This is a genomic window from Agathobacter sp. LCP21S3_B2 (assembly GCF_052118705.1).
Taxonomy (GTDB): Bacteria; Bacillota; Clostridia; order Lachnospirales; family Lachnospiraceae; genus Roseburia.
Genome location: NZ_JBQKGQ010000009.1, coordinates 75,026 through 91,913, shown reverse-complemented (window position 1 = coordinate 91,913; position 16,888 = coordinate 75,026). Strand labels below are relative to the sequence as shown.

The following is a 16,888-nucleotide window of genomic DNA, read 5'->3' as shown; positions in this document are numbered from 1 at the left end:
ATGATGATTCGAGATATGTTTGCGGATGACATTAACCGCAAAATCAATGGTGTAATTAAAGTAGATCAGGCTGCTGATGATGTAATCGAGCAGGAATTAAATGAATATGTCATTACCAGAGAATTGAAGAAACATTTCATTACGTTCTTCAATTATTACGGTGATGCTTTCGACCAGCCGACAGCCGATATGGGTGTTTGGATTTCCGGTTTCTTTGGAAGTGGTAAATCTCACTTTTTGAAAATGCTTTCCTACCTTTTGGAAAATAAAGAGGTAAAAGGCATTCGCAGTGTGGAGCGTTTTCGTAAAAAGTTTGAGGATGACCCGGCAACTTTTATGCTGATCGACCGTGCCACGAAGGGGCAGACGGAAACCATTCTTTTCAACATTGATATTGAAGGCTTCAGCAATAAAGACAAGACTGCTGTACTTCGTGTTTTTGCAAAGATGTTCTACAACCATCTGGGATTTTACGGTGAAAATCTGAAAGTTGCCATGATGGAGCGTTATATTGACCAGCAGGGTAAGACAGAGGAGTTCCGCAGAGTTTTTGAAGAAAAGAAAGGCAAGCCTTGGCTTGAAATGCGCCGTGCCTTTGCTTTCAATGGTAAGTTCATCATCCCGACACTGATGGAAGTTCTGGATATGAGTGAGGATGATGCTAAGACGTGGTTCAATGATAAAACTGCAACAGAAATTTCTATTGCACAGCTTGTGGAAGATATGAAAGCCTATGTAGATACTAAACCTGCAAACTTCCGTCTGCTGTTTATGATTGACGAGGTTGGTCAGTATGTGGGAACAGATACCGATATGCTTTTGAACCTCCAGTCTCTGACCGAAAAAATCGGAAGCGAGTGCGAAGGTAAGATCTGGGTGATCTGTACCGGACAGGAAGCGATTGATGAAATCATCAAAGTTCGTGCCGATGAGTTCTCCCGTATTCAGGCTCGTTTCAAGACAAGACTGAGCTTATCTTCTTCCTCCGTGGACGAAGTTATCCAGAAGCGTATCTTGAAAAAGAAATCGGAAGCAACAACGGATTTGGAAACCGTTTATGAGCAGAATGATTCTGTCCTTCGTAACCTATTCAGCTTCAGTGGCTCGATTCTGGACATTAAAGGCTACTCTGGTCCGAGAGAATTTACAGAGAACTTCCCATTCGTGCCGTATCAGTTTATTATCATGCAGAAAGTATTTGCTGAAATCCGTAAACACGGAAATTCTGGTAAGCACCTGTCCGGCGGTGAGCGTTCCATGCTCTCCGGTTTCCAGGAAGCTGCACAGAAAATTCAGGAGAAGGATGAGTATGCACTTGTTCCGTTCTTCCGTTTTTATGATACCGTACATACTTTCCTGGACGGCTCTATCCGCCGAGTGATTGAGCGTTGCCAGAAAGCTGCTGACAATGGTGATGGTATCGAACAACAGGATGTGGATGTACTGAAACTTCTGTACTTGATTCGATATATTGATGATATTCCTTCCAATCTGGACAATATCGTGATCCTTATGGCAGACGATATTCGTGTGGATAAGATTATCATGCGTGAAGCTGTCCGAGGATGCCTTGACCGTTTGATGAGCCAGAACTATATTGGCAGAACTGGTGACACTTATAACTTCCTGACTGACGAAGAACAGGATATTCAGCGTGAAATAAGAGATACAAATGTGGATACCGCTTCTATCGTAGAGCGTATCGCCCAGATGATTTATGGCGATATTTTCACAACCAAGAAATTCCGTTATGGAAAATATGACTTTGCTTTCGATCAGATGGTTGACGGCATTACCGTTGGTGTGGCAACAGGCGGTATGCGTCTGCGTTTCCTGACCGTTGCTACCGATGCTATTGAAAAAACGGATTATCGTCTGATGGCAGAATCCAAAGGTAATGAAGCAATCGTGGTTCTGGCTGATACGCCTTATTATGAATCTCTGGAATCTGCCATGAAGATTCGTAAGTATGTAAAGCAGAGAAATGTAAGCCAGCTTCCTAAGAGTGTGCAGAAAATCATCAGCGATCAGCAGGACGAAGCCGGAAAATATGAGCTGAGTGCCATGAGCGAATTGCAAAATGCTATTGAAGGGGCGCAGTTCTATGTAGATGGTGAGCATTTGGAAATCAAAGCCGGAAATGCCAAGAGCAAGATTGACCAATCTCTTGAATATCTGGTTGCTCATGTATATAGCAAGCTCGATCTGATTACAGATAATGCAGGCAGTGATGCAGATATTATTGCGATTCTGACAGGTGCGGTAACAGCACTTCCAGGCATGGAACCGAACCGTGATGCAGCTTCTGCTATGGAAGAATATCTGGAAATGCAGGATGCGAAAAAGCTGCCGACTTCCATGGCAGATGTGCAAAGCAAATACAGTGCGATTCCGTATGGCTGGAAAGAAATCGACATTGCTGCGGTTGCGGCACAGCTGATTTATTCCCAGAAAGTGACCATCAAGTATGCAGGCAATACCATTCAGCCAGATGACCCGAAATTGCCAGATATGCTCCGCAAAAAGAGTGAGATCGGTAAGACGTCTATCAGCAAACGTAAAAATATTTCTGCTACGATGCTACGTGATGTTAAAGAAATGCTACGTGAGTATTTCGACATCATGGATGTACCGGACGATGAAGATGGTCTGATTCGCTTTGTGACGGAGAAGTTTACCGAGCAGCGTGATTACTATGTTTCTCTGGATGCCCGTTATGACGGACATAAATACCCAGACCGTGCATTAGTTCAGGAAGCCATTCATTTGATGGATGATGTACTTTCTCAGAAGAAAGACAATATTGCCCTGATTGAGCGTGTGCTGAAAAAAGAGGATGCTCTCTTTGATAATAAAGAAGCCATGAGCAACGGCATTGAAAACTTCTTCAAGACCCAGGTAACAGTATTCGACCAGGCAGTACAGTTTGAAAACTCTCTGCATGATGACCTTGACCGAATTGCGGAAAATGAGGAAGCACACAAGGCGCTGAATACCATTCGTTTGATTACGATGGTTCAGACCGGAAGCAAGTTCAATTATAACCGGATTCGTGAACTGAATCCGTTGATGGATACGGTTCGTACCGCCCATGACAAGATGCTGGAAGAAAAACGTGCCGAGGTTCTGGAAACGGTTCGTCAGTGTATGGAAGCAACTCACACTGCCGCAAACGGCGATTCCAAGGCATCCCATCTGATTGAAAAGTCGGACAGATATTTCAGCCAGTGCAAGGAGAAAATCGCAGAATTAAAGAGCCTTGCCCTTTTGGATGCCATGTTTCTGCCAATGTGCCAGTATAAGGATGATACCGTCAGCAATATCGAGTCTGTTCTGGCTCCGCCTGCACCGAAGCCGCCAGTACGGCCAACACAGCCGGGGAAAGAAGCTGCTCCGGCAAAGAAAAAGGTTATCCGTGCCTATAACCGTCAGGTTGTTTTCCAGGCAAAGACCTTACAGACGGATGCGGATATTGATGATTATGTAGAAAAGATTCGTTCTCAGCTGAAACAGTTGCTGAAGAATTGCGACGAAATCAAGCTGAATTAAGGAGACGAGTATGGATAAGAATGCGATTAAAAAATTTGCTGTCTGGGCAAGAACAGAGCTGATCGCCCGTGTTTCCCTGAAAGGTGTGGAATACGGTATCACAGAGGACAACATTGAGGATGCCAATGCGGACAGTGTTGGCGGCAAAGTCCTTACTGCCGATGAAAAGAAGCAGCGTCAGGCTCTGATTGCCGAGATTAATGATAAAGGATATAAGCAGGTCATGGAGGAGGTTGCATATACTTGGTTCAACCGTTTCTCTGCTCTGCGATTCATGGAAGTCAATGGCTATCTTCCTTCTCATGTGCGTGTGTTCACGGACGAGGAAAACAACTTTAAGCCGCAGATTATAACAGAAGCCATTCATCTGGATTTGGATGGATTGGATATGGAAAAGGTCTATGAGCTGAAAGATGCAGAAAAGATCGAAGAACTGTATAAATATCTGCTGATTGTGCAGTGCAACGCTTTGAATAAGATTTTGCCAGGAATGTTCCAGAAGATTGCGGATTACACGGAGCTTCTTCTGCCAGACAATCTGCTCCGTGAAGGCAGTGTCATTCAGCAGATGATTGAGCTGATACCGGAGGATGATTGGAAGGATGCTGTTCAGATTATCGGTTGGTTGTATCAGTATTATAACAGCGAGAAAAAGGACGATGTTTTTGCAGCACTGAAAAAGAATGTGAAAATCACAAAAGAAAACATCCCTGCAGCAACCCAGCTTTTCACACCAGACTGGATTGTTCGCTACATGGTAGAGAACAGTCTTGGTCATTTATGGCTGGAGGGACATCCGGATGTGAAAGAGCAACTTCTTCCTACCGAGGAAGAACAGTCTGCCTATGCTGCCGGAAAACGTGACCCGGAAGATACCAAATGGCATTACTATCTGGAAGAAGCCGAGCAGGAACCAGAAGTGCAGGCGCAGCTTGCCGAGATCCGCAAGGAATACGCTGCACTGACACCGGATCAGCTGAAAGTCATTGACCCTTGCTCCGGTTCCGGTCATATTCTTGCGTATATGTTTGATGTGCTGATGAAGATTTATGAATCCTACGGATATACCACCCGTGAAGCGGTGGCAAGTATTGTAGAGAACAATCTTTATGGTCTGGATATTGATGACCGTGCAGCACAGCTGGCTTATTTTGCGGTAATGATGAAAGCACGTCAGTATGACCGCCGATTCTTTAGCCGTGGCATTCAGCCACATGTGTATGCTATTGTGGAGAGCAACCATGTAGATAAATTTGCCGTGGACTATTTCTGTAATGGCGATGTGAAGCTCACAGCCGCTATGGATACCATTATCGGTGAACTGCATGATGCAAAGGAATATGGCTCGATTCTGACGGTGACACCGCAGGATTGGTCTGCTCTGTATGACCGTTTTGCTGAGATTACAGAAGATATAAATATGTCCCGTGATACGGCATTGAGAGAACTTTTGCCGTTGGTACAGGTGGCAGAAGCAATGGCACAGAAGTATGATGTGGTCGTGACGAATCCGCCGTATATGGGTGCATCTAATATGAATCCGAAGCTGAATGATTTTATTAAAAAGAATTATGCAGATTATAAGAGCGATTTCTTTTCTGCGTTTGTCATTCATGCTTCTCAAATGACAAAACAGAGTGGTTATTGCGGATTCTTTACACCGTATGTTTGGATGTTCATTCAGAGTTATGAGAAAATGCGTAATTACTTATATAATCAGACTACAGTTGAAACATTGATTCAATTTGAATATTCTGCATTTGAAGAAGCAACGGTTCCGGTATGTACTTTTGCATTCCAGAATCGCCATATAGAGAAAAAAGGGTGTTATTTACGATTGGTAGATTTCCGTGGTGGAATGGAAGTTCAGCGACAGAAAACGCTGGAAGCGATTGAAAATCACGATTGCGGATTTTACTATGAGCGGAGTACGAATAACTTTTCAGAAATTCCGGGAAGTCCGGTGGCGTATTGGGTTAGTGCACAAGTCCGTAACGCATTTGCTAATAATCCACTTATTGAGGATGTTCTTGAAACTCGAAATGGAATGTCTACTACTAATAATAATTTATTTTTGAAAATGTGGTTTGAACCGTGTATAGAAAAATGTGGCTTTGGAAGTTTTACAGCGACCTCAGCTAAAGAAAGTTCAAAAAAGTGGTTCAGATATAATAAGGGGGGAGAATTTCGTAGATGGTATGGAAATAATGATTATGTTGTGAATTGGGAGAACGATGGAGAAAAATTAAAAAAATATGTGTCTGAAAGGTATGGTAGTTATAGTAAAGAGATTAGAAGCGAAGATAGGTATTTTTATGAGTCAATAACATGGAGTGGTGTAACATCAAGCCAAACAGGATTTCGTTTTTCATCTCAAGGAGCAATCTTTGATTCTGGTGCAAATGGATTATTTGCAGACGAAACAAGAATTTTGAAATACACACTTGGATTTTTGAATACAAAATTAGTGGTGGATTTTGTAAAGTGCAAAAATCCGACAATAAATACGGGATCGGGAACTATTGGAAAATTACCAATTCGTATTCAGGATGATAAGATCCAATATGTGAATACTATAGTTGATGAGTGTATTGAACAGTCAAAAACTGACTGGGACATCTTTGAAACATCATGGGATTTCCAGCACCATCCGCTGCTTCGCGAAGTTTCAACTATTGACGAGGCCTTTGAACAGTGGCAAGTGGAATGTGATGACCGCTTCAATCAGCTGAAAGCTAACGAGGAAGAACTGAACCGTATTTTCATCAGCATTTACGGTTTGCAGGAAGAGTTGACACCGGAAGTTGAGGATAAGGATGTCACTGTCCGTAAGGCTGATCTAGGCAGAGATATTCGTTCCTTTATTTCTTATGCTGTCGGCTGTATGTTTGGCCGTTATTCATTATATAATGAAGGACTTTTGTATGCAGGTGGTTCGGGTGGGGACTTTGGAAGTCTTGTAGAAAAAATACAGGATTATCTTCGTGAGCAGGGAAAATCACGTTTCCCGGAAAATGAGTTTTATCCTAATGCAGATAACATCATTCCGGTATGCGATGATGAATACTTTGAGGATGATATTGTCGGTTTGTTCGTGGAATTTGTGAAAACCGTTTATGGTGCAGACACGCTGGATGAGAACTTAGAATTTATTGCCAATGCACTTGGCGGTAAGGGTCAACCGAAGGATGTAATTCGGAATTATTTTCTGAATGACTTTTATTCTGACCATTGCAAGATTTATCAGAAACGTCCGATTTACTGGCTGTTTGACAGCGGCAAGAAGAATGGCTTTAAGGCTCTGATTTATATGCACCGCTATCAGCCGGACACCATTGCTCGTATTCGTACCGATTATGTACATGAACAGCAGGCTCGTTATCGTACTGCTATTGCCGATTTGGAACAGCGTATTGCGAATGCTTCTACCGGCGAGCGTGTGAAGCTGAACAAAAAGCTGACCACTTTGCAGGCACAGGATACTGAAATCAGAACCTACGAGGAAAAGATTCATCACCTTGCCGACCAGATGATTTCTATTGATCTGGACGATGGCGTGAAGAAGAATTATGCAATTTTTCAGGATGTTTTGGCTAAAATAAAGTAGGAAAGAGGATGAGAAAGTGCAGTCAAAAGAGGATGTTTTAAATAGAGAACCATTTGTCAAACAGATAGTTGATTTGACTAAGATCCTTTCAGAAAAACGTAAAAATTGTTGTTTTGCTATTGAAGGAGAATGGGGAAGTGGTAAGAGTTTTGCACTGGAAAAGATTCAAGAATGTCTTCAAGTGGAACAATCGGAAACAACAAACACGGATCGTTTTTTTGTTGTTCGATATGATTGTTGGCGGTACGATTACTATGAAGAACCGATAGTTGCTATTATTTCTGTATTAAAAGATCAGATTGAACAGTATGTGAGTTTATTATCAAATGAGACTAAGAAAGAAATGTTAGCCATTGTTAAAAATACAATAACAAAGATTGCTGTCGAAGCAATCAAATCAAAGACGGGATTAGATTTGGATGGTGTTGTTGGAACATCTGAAGATGATGGAAAAATATATGATAAATATTTTGGCTTCCAGAATATATTTAAAGAAGTACAAGAGCAAATTAAGAAGATATCAGAAGAACAAACAGTAGTTAATCATGGTTGATGAATTAGATAGATGCTTGCCCTCGTATGCGATTAAAGTGTTGGAACGTATTCATCATGTATTCAATGAGTTGGAAAATGTAGTGGTTATAATTGCAATGGAGAAAAAACAAATGTCGAATTCATTGCATCAAATTTATGGTGATGAAATGGATGTTGATCGATATTTGAAAAAAATAATCTCATTAAGTTTTAAACTGGATAATGGATCGGCTAATAATTTTATTAAGAAATATGAGAGTTTTATGAATATGTTTATCATCCAAGATCAAGAAAGGGATGAGTTGGAAAAATTTTTAAAGGAAATTACTTTTGGAATAGAAATTCGCGCACAGGAAAAAATTTTTGAAAATGCAGAAAGTATACATAGACTGATGGCAGAGCAAGAAAAAATGGATAGTGCTATATTAGCGTTTGAGGTGCTTGTTTTATGTATAAAAGAAAAAATGTCAACAGTTAGTATGAAGTGGATAGTTGATACATCAGGTTATCCAGATGTCGAAACTAGAATTGGAAAAGATTATTTTGATTCGATAAGGGATTATGCAAAACATATTAGACAATATCCTAAAAAAGTAAACTACAAATTTGTATGTAAGGAAAATGATTTTGTTGACAAAATGATTTTTATAATTTCTGGATTGTATAATGAATATAAAAACAACGAATGCGATTCGTTTTATTGTGCAGATAAGGAAATACAACAAAAGTTGAATTTTTCAACAAAAGTCTATGAATTATTAAAAATATAGGAAAGGTTGACATATGATGACGGATGAAAAAATCAAAAATTCCAGTGAGCTGGAGTTTGCTGTATTTTGCATTGAAAATGTAGCAGCAAAGCTGGGGGTGGATGCAGAGCGTGTCTATCAGGCATTTACCGAACAAAGCGATATTCTGAACGGTTATATCGTGCCGGAATATGAAGTGCTGCATACCCAGAGCCGGGAATATATCGTTGATGATCTCCTTGATGTGATGAAAGAAAGGGGTGTGGAAGTATGATTCTTTATCATGGTTCTTTTTTAGAGATTGCAAAGCCGGATTTGGTTCATTCCCGCCCCAATGTAGACTTCGGGCGTGGCTTCTATGTCACGCCGCTGTATGAACAGGCAGCGAAGTGGTGCGGTAAGTTCAAACGCCGTGGGGAAGATGGCATTATCTCTCGGTATGAATACGATGAAAGCCGGAAATCTGAACTGAAAACGCTGAAATTCGATTCTTATTCCGGAGAATGGCTGGATTTCATTCTGAACTGCCGCAGTGGAAAAGATTCGACAGATTACGACCTTGTTGTAGGCGGTGTTGCCAATGATAAAGTGTTCAATACCGTGGAGCTGTTCTTTGACGGACTGATTGATAAAACGGAAGCTATCAACCGCCTGCGTTATGAAAAGCCGAACCTGCAAATATGTTTCCGCACAGAGAAAGCACTGTCTCTGTTGCATTTTGAAGGGAGTGAAACATTATGACAGCAAATCCGATTTTGCTTCAGAAAAAATATAGCCGTGTTATTGAGTGCTTTGCCAAACAGCAGGGACTTTCACTGGATGCGGCATTGGATTTCTTTTATCATTCCCAGGTTTATCAGCTGCTCCGTGATGGTGTTTCCGATATGCACTGCATGAGCGATGCGTATTTGGCAGAGGAATTGAAACAGGAATATGAGGAGAAAGTGCCTGAAAAAGCGGTAGTAAAGGAGAGAATAAAGTGAGACATAATATTTTTGATTCAATACCATCCGATATAGTTTCCAGTAAAGATAATGTATTTGCAAATTTTTTGCAAACGGCTGGACTTTATGATTCCATGAAAATGGATGAAGATAATATTGCTGACTTAATTGAGTTGCTTAAAGGAAACGTTAAAATTAGTGCTTATTGTAAAGAATGCAAACAAGAGCGTGTTTTTAGCATGAAACCTATTGAGTATTATTTTGAAATGGGTCCAGAGGGGGATGAAGAAATTAGTTGTGCATCTCTTGGTGAGGAAATAGAGTCACTTCAAAATATGATATTTAGTACCAAATCCAGACAAGAAAAGAGTCCTGCCGAAGAATGGAAATGGATAAATTGGCAAATAGCTGATACTACGAGATTAATGAAATTGGAATATATTTGTTCAATGGATGAGAAGCATCATCTTGATTATATTGTTCTGACAACGGACAATTCAATGATGAAAATTGGGCAGTATCCATCTATTGCAGATATGACATTTCCAGAATTAGATGCGTATAAACATGTAATTTCGAAGGAAGATCGTAAGGAACTTGGAACTGCAATAGGACTTTTTGCAAATGGTGTTGGTGCTGGTTCATATGTTTATTTGAGACGAATTCTTGAAAGACTTGTTTACAAAGCAAAAGAAGCTGCGGCTGATGTCATTGATAACGAGATGTTTGAACAGGCGAAAGTTGCTGAAAAAATTAAGATGTTGGAAGGCTATCTTCCAGATATACTGGTCAAAAATACAACTATTTATGGAATCTTGAGCAAGGGTATTCATGAGTTAAGCGAAGAAGAATGTCGAAAGTATTTTCCTGTTGTGAAAGAATGCATTTATCAGATACTCGGTATGTGGGAAAGTGAGAGAAGAAAGCAGGCTGATGAAGATGCTTTAAGCAAAGCACTGAGCTCAATTTCTTCATCAATTAAGTAAAAATATGGCAGTAAAGGCTGCCAAAGAGAGCGAGGTGTTATGATGACCATAGAAGAAATTCTTGCAGGCGAATCGAAGAATGTAGAGTTTAAAGAGAACCTGCCGGAGAAAAGCATCAAATATATGAAATCTGTGGTTGCCTTTGCAAATGGAACCGGAGGAAAAATCATTTTCGGAATTGCCGATAAAACCAGAGAGGTTGTCGGCTTTGACAAAGAAGATGTGTTCAAGAAAATGGATGCCATTGCAAATGCTGTATCAGACAGCTGTGAACCGGCAATCATCCCGGATATTACTTTACAAACGGTTGATGGCAAGACTGTTATTGTGGTAGAGGTTTCAGAGGGCAGACAGCGACCGTATTATATCAAGGCTCTTGGCAGAGATGGCGGTGTATATGTCCGTGTTGCCGGAACTACCCGCCTTGCCGACGAGTATATGGTAAAGGAGCTGCTGTTTGAGGGCAGTAACCGCTACTACGATCAGGCTTTATGTACTGGGTTAAATGTTACAGATGAAGATATTGATGTACTTTGTAAAGCTATGAAAGAACAGGCTGTTAAAAATGCCCGTACAGAGGAACAGAAAGCAGCGATTAAAGATGTCTGTAGACAGCAGCTGCGTTCCTGGGGTATTTTGATTGAGCGTGATGGAAAAGATTATCCGTCCAATGCGTTTGCTATTTTGACAGGTAATGGTGGACTTCATGTTGCAACGCAATGTGGCGTGTTCAAAGGGACAACGAAAGCGGTATTTGTTGATCGTAGAGAATATACCGGACCGCTTTGGGAACAGATAGACGAAGCATTTCAGTTTGTCTTGAGAAATATTCATCTGGGCGCTGCTATTGTGGGAATTTATCGCCAGGATGTTTATGAGATTCCACCGGATGCCATTCGTGAGTTGATTATAAATGCTATGGTACATCGTAGTTATCTGGATCATGGTACGATACAGGTAGCGGTATATGACAACCGATTGGAAATTACTTCTCCAGGAAAGCTGCCAATGGGACAAACGATGGAGCGTATGAAAGAAGGCTATTCTAAAATCAGAAATGAAGCTCTTGCCCATGCGTTTGCTTACATGAACCTGATCGAGCATTGGGGAAGCGGTATTCCGAGAATTATTGATAAAGTAAAAGCTGCCGGGCTGCGGGAGCCGGAGTTTATTGGTGGCGAAGTTGATTTGCGTATCAATATTTATCGAGGACAGGTTGACGGCACTGTTGACCTCAATAACGCCATTAAAGTGCCGGATACTATTGGTAAAATGCCGGATAGTGGCAATAAAGTGCCGGATAAAACAGAAATAGTGCCAGATAATATGAAAAAAATGCCGGATAGTGGCAACGAAGTGCCAGATACGACTGAGAAAATACCGGATAGTGAACGGGAACAACAAATCTATAAATATGTATTGGAAAATGGCTCTATTACTACTGCTGAAACAGTAGAGATTTTAGATGTAAAACATCGTAGAGCCAGAGCTGTCTTGCTGAATATGGTTAAGGACGGTTATTTGAGAAAAGAGGGTGCGGCACGAAGCACTATTTATGTAAAAAATACGGAAGGGAGATAATGCAGCATGGATACAGATAAAATAATACAAGATTTAAATCGCAGATTTGCTGCACCTCTGCCTGAGTTTTATCAGCGTCGTATCATTTTCTGGTACGATGAAGATAAGGAATTTCAGGATAAGCTGGATGAAGTGGTTTTGGAAAATGCAAAGGTGATTGCGCTGACTGGAAATAATGCGTTTTCAGTAAAAAAACTGCTTTCAGTAGATGATTTGACTACAAATTATCTGGTTTACAGTCCGTGTGTCTATAACCGCCCGGATGATAACTGGCTTCTGGATGTGGAGCTTTACAGTGAAGAGTTTCGGGCGGATCTGATTTCTATCTGGATGGATGAGATGGGACTTATATCAAATCCGGCAATGAGGAAACAGGTTAAAAATTATCGTGCTTATTTCAATGCGAAAGACCGTCGTTTGAAAGTCAGCATGCAGAATAAAGTTCCGGAAACACCGGCACAGTTACACATGGCTGTCATGGCGGCAATCTGTGGATTGAAAGATGCACAGCCCAATATGATTCTCCGTAGTGTGTTCCAGGAGGGACTGGATTTGAATAATAATACGGTTTATCAGGATTTTGTAAAATATCATGCAGACGCAGCTTTTTGGGCGATGGTTCGTCAGGGATGTGGATTTGTGGAGGAAGAACCGGATCTTGGGCAGTTGGCAATTCATCTGCTTTTAACTGCAGCGACCCGTACCATGAGGCAGGAATATCTTGCCGGACTGGACAGTTTTATTTCCATACCTCATCAGGCATACTGCTATGATTTTATTTCTGAATGGCTTCATAGTGATAACATTACTCAATTATATGATGTGGCACGTTATGTTGAGGATGAAGCTCGTCTGTATCAGCGTTTGGAAAAGCTGACAGTAGAAGATTTGGTAGGAACAGAGTGCTTTCCGTGTATTAACGAAGTAATTCTGACAAAGCTAATGACAGAGATTAGTGACCATATTATTGATGTGGATACCATTACGAATACCGTTGAAAAACGTAGAACTTGTGTATGGTATGAGCCATTTGAGAATTTTTATGACGGTATCTTACAAGTGGCGAATATGCAAAGTTTCTTTAAGGAACATTCTGCCGGATTCCATACCGCAGAAGCGAAAAGTATCTGGAAAGAATATACAGAGAGTTACTTTCAGATGGACACTTATTACCGTTTGTTCCATCTTAGTTTTCAAAAGAGTTTGGAGACTTCCAATATTCTGCTAGATGATTTGTTCAAGCATGTTGTCGATAAGGTGGAAGGACTTTATACGCACTGGTTCTTAGGTGAGTTGGGCAACAACTGGTCGGATGTATGTGCGGATGAACTGGCAACTTACGGTAAAGTTTTGGAAGTACCGCAACAGGAGGATTTTTACCGTTCCCGTATCCAAACCTCGGATACGAAAGTATTTGTAATTATCTCAGATGCCATGCGTTATGAAGTAGCGGCTACGATGGCAGATCAGCTTCAGCGAGAAACGCAAAGTAAGGTCTCTATCAGCAGTATGCAGAGTATCTTCCCTTCTACTACAAAGTTTGGTATGGCAGCTCTGTTGCCGCACAAAGAATTGACAGTAGAGGTTTGGAACGATATTTTGACGGTTTTGGCAGATGGACAGTCTACGGCAAGTACTTATAGGGATAAGGTTCTGAAAACAGAAGATTCGGCAAGCGTGGCTTTAAAGTATAATGACATCATTGCTATGAAACGAGCGGAAAGAAGTGCTTTGGTAAAAGGTATGGATGTGGTCTATATTTACCACGATACCATTGATGAAGCCAGCCACACTTCGGATACTGCAGTTTTTGCTGCGTGTGACAAGGCAATTTCAGAATTAAAGAATCTTGTGCGTATCATTGTAAATGAATTTGGCGGAACGAATATTCTAATTACGGCAGATCATGGATTTCTTTATACATACAGTCCTTTGAAGGAAGAGGACAAAGTAGATAAAAGAGGCTTTTTTGATGTGAATGTAACAAACTCTGACATTACAAAAAAAGAAAGTATCAAGCGATGTGTGGAGTATGGCAGAAGATATGCAATTATGCAGAAGGGGGTGCAACCAGATTACTTGATGCCTGTAAAATTCCTGGGTGGAAATACGGAATTTGATGGATTTGCACCGAGAGAAAGTATTCGTATCAAAATGAATGGCGGCGGTATGAATTTTGTGCATGGTGGTATCAGTTTGCAGGAAATGGTTGTTCCAGTGATTGAGTACCATTATCTCCGTAATGATTCTATGGAATACAAGCGTAATAAACAGAAATATGATACTAAGCCGGTAACGGTTAATTTACTGTCCGCAAACCGTAAGATTAGCAATATGATTTTTTCATTGAACTTCTATCAAAAAGATGCGGTCAGTACAAACCGTGAAGCTGCAACCTATCAGGTTTACTTTACAGATGAGGACGGCAAGCAGATTAGTGATATTCAGAAGATTATTGCAGATAAGACCAGCGATAACGGTGCAGAAAGAACTTTCCGTTGTCAGTTTAATCTAAAATCTCTAAAATACAGCAATACAGCTACTTATTATCTGGTAATTGCAGATGAACAGGGATTACAGATGCCACAGCGTGAGCCGTTCCAGATTGACATCGCCTTTGCGGTGGATGAGTTTGATTTTTTTAATTAATGCCGCAGGAGGAGAGAAAGATGGAGCAATTTGCAGAGGGTGAAAGTACCCGCGAAGAAATAAAGAACAAGCTCCGTCAGAACTTTGACGGTAAGATTGTTCGGAAAGACCTGACAAAGAAAATTAAAGAAGGGGCGAATGTCCCGGTGTATGTTCTTGAGTTCTTGTTGGGACAGTATTGCAGTTCAGATGATGAGACTGTTATAGAGAAAGGTGTACAGAACGTGAAGCGTATTCTTGCTGACAACTTTGTACGCCCGGATGAATCACAGAAGATTCTGTCTCAGTTGCGTAAAAAAGGTAGTCACACGATTATTGATATGGTGACTGTTCGACTGGATATGAAAAAGGATTGCTTTTTTGCAGAGTTTTCTAATTTGGGCGTTGGTAATGTACCGATTGCCGATGAATATCCAGAAAAATTTGATCGCCTGCTCTGCGGCGGTATCTGGTGTATTGTTCAGCTGGATTATGAGGTTGAAGGTGACAATAACTTTGGTATTGAGGACATTGATGGAAATCCGCTTCGTTCCAAACAGAAAAAGCAGAAAGATATTTCACCAATCAGTATCCGTAAGCTGACACCAATCCAGATGCCGCACATTGATATTGATGAACTGAAGCAGGGACGAAAAGCTTTTACGAAAGATGAATGGTTGGATATCCTTCTTCGTTCTATCGGAATGGAACCGGATGAATTCACATACCGTGAGAAATGGTTGCTCTTGACCCGTATGATTCCATTAGTTGAGAATAACTTTAATCTTTGTGAGCTTGGACCGAGAAGCACCGGTAAATCTCATCTTTACAAAGAGATTTCACCCAACAGTATTTTGATTTCCGGTGGACAGACGACGGTTGCAAACCTGTTTTACAATATGGGACGCAAAACGGTCGGACTGGTCGGCTTATGGGACTGTGTAGCCTTTGATGAAGTGGCAGGTATCAAGTTTAAAGATAAAGATGGCATTCAGATTATGAAGGATTACATGGCATCCGGCTCTTTTGCCCGTGGCAAAGAAGAAAAAGCTGCTACTGCGTCCATGGTATTTGTGGGAAATATCAATCAGAGTGTGGACGTGCTGTTGAAAACGTCCAGTCTGTTTGCACCTTTCCCGCAGGAAATGGGAACAGATACAGCATTTCTTGATCGTATGCACTGTTATCTTCCAGGATGGGAGATACCGAAGTTCAGACCGGAGCATTTTACCGATGATTATGGTTTTATCAGTGACTATTTGGCAGAGTTCATCCGAGAGCTTCGCAAGGAGCAGTATGGAGATGCGCTTGATCACTACTTCCGCTTGGGGAGAAATCTGAATCAGCGTGATACAATTGCGGTTCGTCGTATGATAGACGGTTATCTGAAGTTGATGTACCCAAATGGTGAGTTTACCAAAGAAGAATTGGAAGAAGTTATTCAGATTGCATTGGAAATGCGCCGCCGTGTAAAAGAACAGCTGAAAAAGCTGGGCGGTATGGAGTTTTATGATGTGAATTTCTCCTATATCGACCTGGAGGATATGTCAGAACATTATGTTTCTGTACCGGAGCAAGGAGGCGGTAAATTGATACCGGATGGAATGTGCAATCCGGGACAGGTTTATACCGTATCCAGAGGAAAAAGTGGTATGATTGGTGTATTCCGTTTGGAAAGCCAGATGCTTCCGGGCAATGGCAAGATTGAACGGACAGGCTTAGGCAGTGATTCCAAATGCAAGGAAGCTGTGAACACGGCATTTAATTATCTGAAAGCCAACGGCAATCGGATCAGTGGCTCTATCAGCACCTCAACCCAGGATTACATCATCAATTATCAGGATTTGCAGGGTATCGGTATGACAGACAAATTGGCACTTTCAACATTGATTGCACTTTGTTCGATTGCCCTTGGAAAGCCTGTTGTCAGCAATTTGGCAGTGTTGGGAGATATAACAATTAGTGGCACAATGATAAAGGTGGATGAACTTGCTAATACACTTCAGGTGTGTCTGGATAGCGGCGCAAAGAAGGTGCTGATTCCGAGTACCTCGTTTGTTGATTTTGCAAGTGTTCCGGCTGATCTGATGAGTGCATTTCAGCTGATTCCTTATCAGAGTGCGGAAGATGCAGTGTTTAAGGCGTTGGGGGTAGAGTAATATAAGGAGGGATAAGTTTCATTCATATAGATGTCTGAGGAAAATTTAAAAGAAAAAACATGAAAAAAGCACTGAAAACTGTTGGATTATCGGTTTACAGTGCTTTTTATTTTTCATGATGTATATAATCACCTAAATAATAGGTATGACG

At 41.1% G+C, this 16,888-nt stretch carries 11 protein-coding genes; all 11 read left to right on the top strand.

Features of this window, described 5'->3' with window-relative positions; all coding sequences use genetic code 11:
- From brxC to brxL, 11 genes are read left to right on the top strand one after another with little or no spacing between them, the layout of a single operon-like run.
- On the top strand, positions 1 to 3,549 hold the full coding sequence (gene brxC / locus ACTQ1L_RS08200) for a BREX system P-loop protein BrxC (protein WP_441366491.1): 3,549 nt from the start codon (positions 1 to 3) through the stop codon (positions 3,547 to 3,549).
- Between the two features lie 10 nt (positions 3,550 to 3,559).
- Positions 3,560 to 7,156 (top strand): BREX-1 system adenine-specific DNA-methyltransferase PglX, encoded by a 3,597-nt coding sequence (gene pglX / locus ACTQ1L_RS08195; RefSeq protein ID WP_441366490.1) that lies wholly within the window; start codon positions 3,560 to 3,562, stop codon positions 7,154 to 7,156.
- A 16-nt stretch (positions 7,157 to 7,172) separates the two neighbouring features.
- A complete protein-coding gene (locus ACTQ1L_RS08190) occupies positions 7,173 to 7,709 on the top strand; it encodes a P-loop NTPase fold protein (RefSeq protein WP_441366488.1) in 537 nt (178 codons plus the stop codon).
- The gene (locus ACTQ1L_RS08185; RefSeq protein WP_441366487.1) at positions 7,702 to 8,460 is read left to right on the top strand and encodes a P-loop NTPase fold protein; all 759 of its coding nucleotides are present in this window, start codon (positions 7,702 to 7,704) and stop codon (positions 8,458 to 8,460) included. The genes ACTQ1L_RS08190 and ACTQ1L_RS08185 overlap by 8 nt, the downstream gene beginning before the upstream one ends.
- Before the next feature lie 13 nt (positions 8,461 to 8,473).
- Positions 8,474 to 8,713, top strand: a complete 240-nt coding sequence (locus tag ACTQ1L_RS08180; protein WP_147611446.1) for a DUF3791 domain-containing protein — start codon at positions 8,474 to 8,476, stop codon at positions 8,711 to 8,713.
- Positions 8,710 to 9,180, top strand: coding sequence for a DUF3990 domain-containing protein (locus ACTQ1L_RS08175; RefSeq protein WP_441366485.1), 471 nt, complete (start codon positions 8,710 to 8,712; stop codon positions 9,178 to 9,180). Before ACTQ1L_RS08180 ends, ACTQ1L_RS08175 begins: the two co-directional genes overlap by 4 nt.
- Complete coding sequence (locus tag ACTQ1L_RS08170; RefSeq protein WP_148884962.1) at positions 9,177 to 9,422, top strand: DUF3791 domain-containing protein; 246 nt, start codon at positions 9,177 to 9,179, stop codon at positions 9,420 to 9,422. Before ACTQ1L_RS08175 ends, ACTQ1L_RS08170 begins: the two co-directional genes overlap by 4 nt.
- Positions 9,419 to 10,369, top strand: coding sequence for a hypothetical protein (locus ACTQ1L_RS08165; RefSeq protein WP_441366483.1), 951 nt, complete (start codon positions 9,419 to 9,421; stop codon positions 10,367 to 10,369). Before ACTQ1L_RS08170 ends, ACTQ1L_RS08165 begins: the two co-directional genes overlap by 4 nt.
- Before the next feature lie 42 nt (positions 10,370 to 10,411).
- A complete protein-coding gene (locus ACTQ1L_RS08160; RefSeq protein ID WP_441366563.1) occupies positions 10,412 to 11,950 on the top strand; it encodes an RNA-binding domain-containing protein in 1,539 nt (512 codons plus the stop codon).
- A gap of 6 nt (positions 11,951 to 11,956) precedes the next feature.
- Entirely contained in the window at positions 11,957 to 14,599 is a 2,643-nt protein-coding gene (gene pglZ / locus ACTQ1L_RS08155; protein WP_441366481.1) for a BREX-1 system phosphatase PglZ type A, read from the top strand.
- 20 nt (positions 14,600 to 14,619) lie between these two features.
- Complete coding sequence (gene brxL / locus ACTQ1L_RS08150; RefSeq protein ID WP_441366479.1) at positions 14,620 to 16,737, top strand: protease Lon-related BREX system protein BrxL; 2,118 nt, start codon at positions 14,620 to 14,622, stop codon at positions 16,735 to 16,737.
- The last annotated feature ends 151 nt before the right edge of the window (positions 16,738 to 16,888 follow it).

Excerpts from the sequence above, each read along its gene's own strand:
- brxC (WP_441366491.1), top strand. The coding sequence starts at position 1 with ATGATGATTCGAGATATGTTTGCGGATGACATTAACCGCAAAATCAAT.
- pglX (WP_441366490.1), top strand. The coding sequence starts at position 3,560 with ATGGATAAGAATGCGATTAAAAAATTTGCTGTCTGGGCAAGAACAGAG.
- ACTQ1L_RS08185 (WP_441366487.1), top strand. The coding sequence starts at position 7,702 with ATGGTTGATGAATTAGATAGATGCTTGCCCTCGTATGCGATTAAAGTG.
- ACTQ1L_RS08180 (WP_147611446.1), top strand. The coding sequence starts at position 8,474 with ATGATGACGGATGAAAAAATCAAAAATTCCAGTGAGCTGGAGTTTGCT.
- ACTQ1L_RS08175 (WP_441366485.1), top strand. The coding sequence starts at position 8,710 with ATGATTCTTTATCATGGTTCTTTTTTAGAGATTGCAAAGCCGGATTTG.
- ACTQ1L_RS08170 (WP_148884962.1), top strand. The coding sequence starts at position 9,177 with ATGACAGCAAATCCGATTTTGCTTCAGAAAAAATATAGCCGTGTTATT.
- ACTQ1L_RS08160 (WP_441366563.1), top strand. The coding sequence starts at position 10,412 with ATGACCATAGAAGAAATTCTTGCAGGCGAATCGAAGAATGTAGAGTTT.
- pglZ (WP_441366481.1), top strand. The coding sequence starts at position 11,957 with ATGGATACAGATAAAATAATACAAGATTTAAATCGCAGATTTGCTGCA.
- brxL (WP_441366479.1), top strand. The coding sequence starts at position 14,620 with ATGGAGCAATTTGCAGAGGGTGAAAGTACCCGCGAAGAAATAAAGAAC.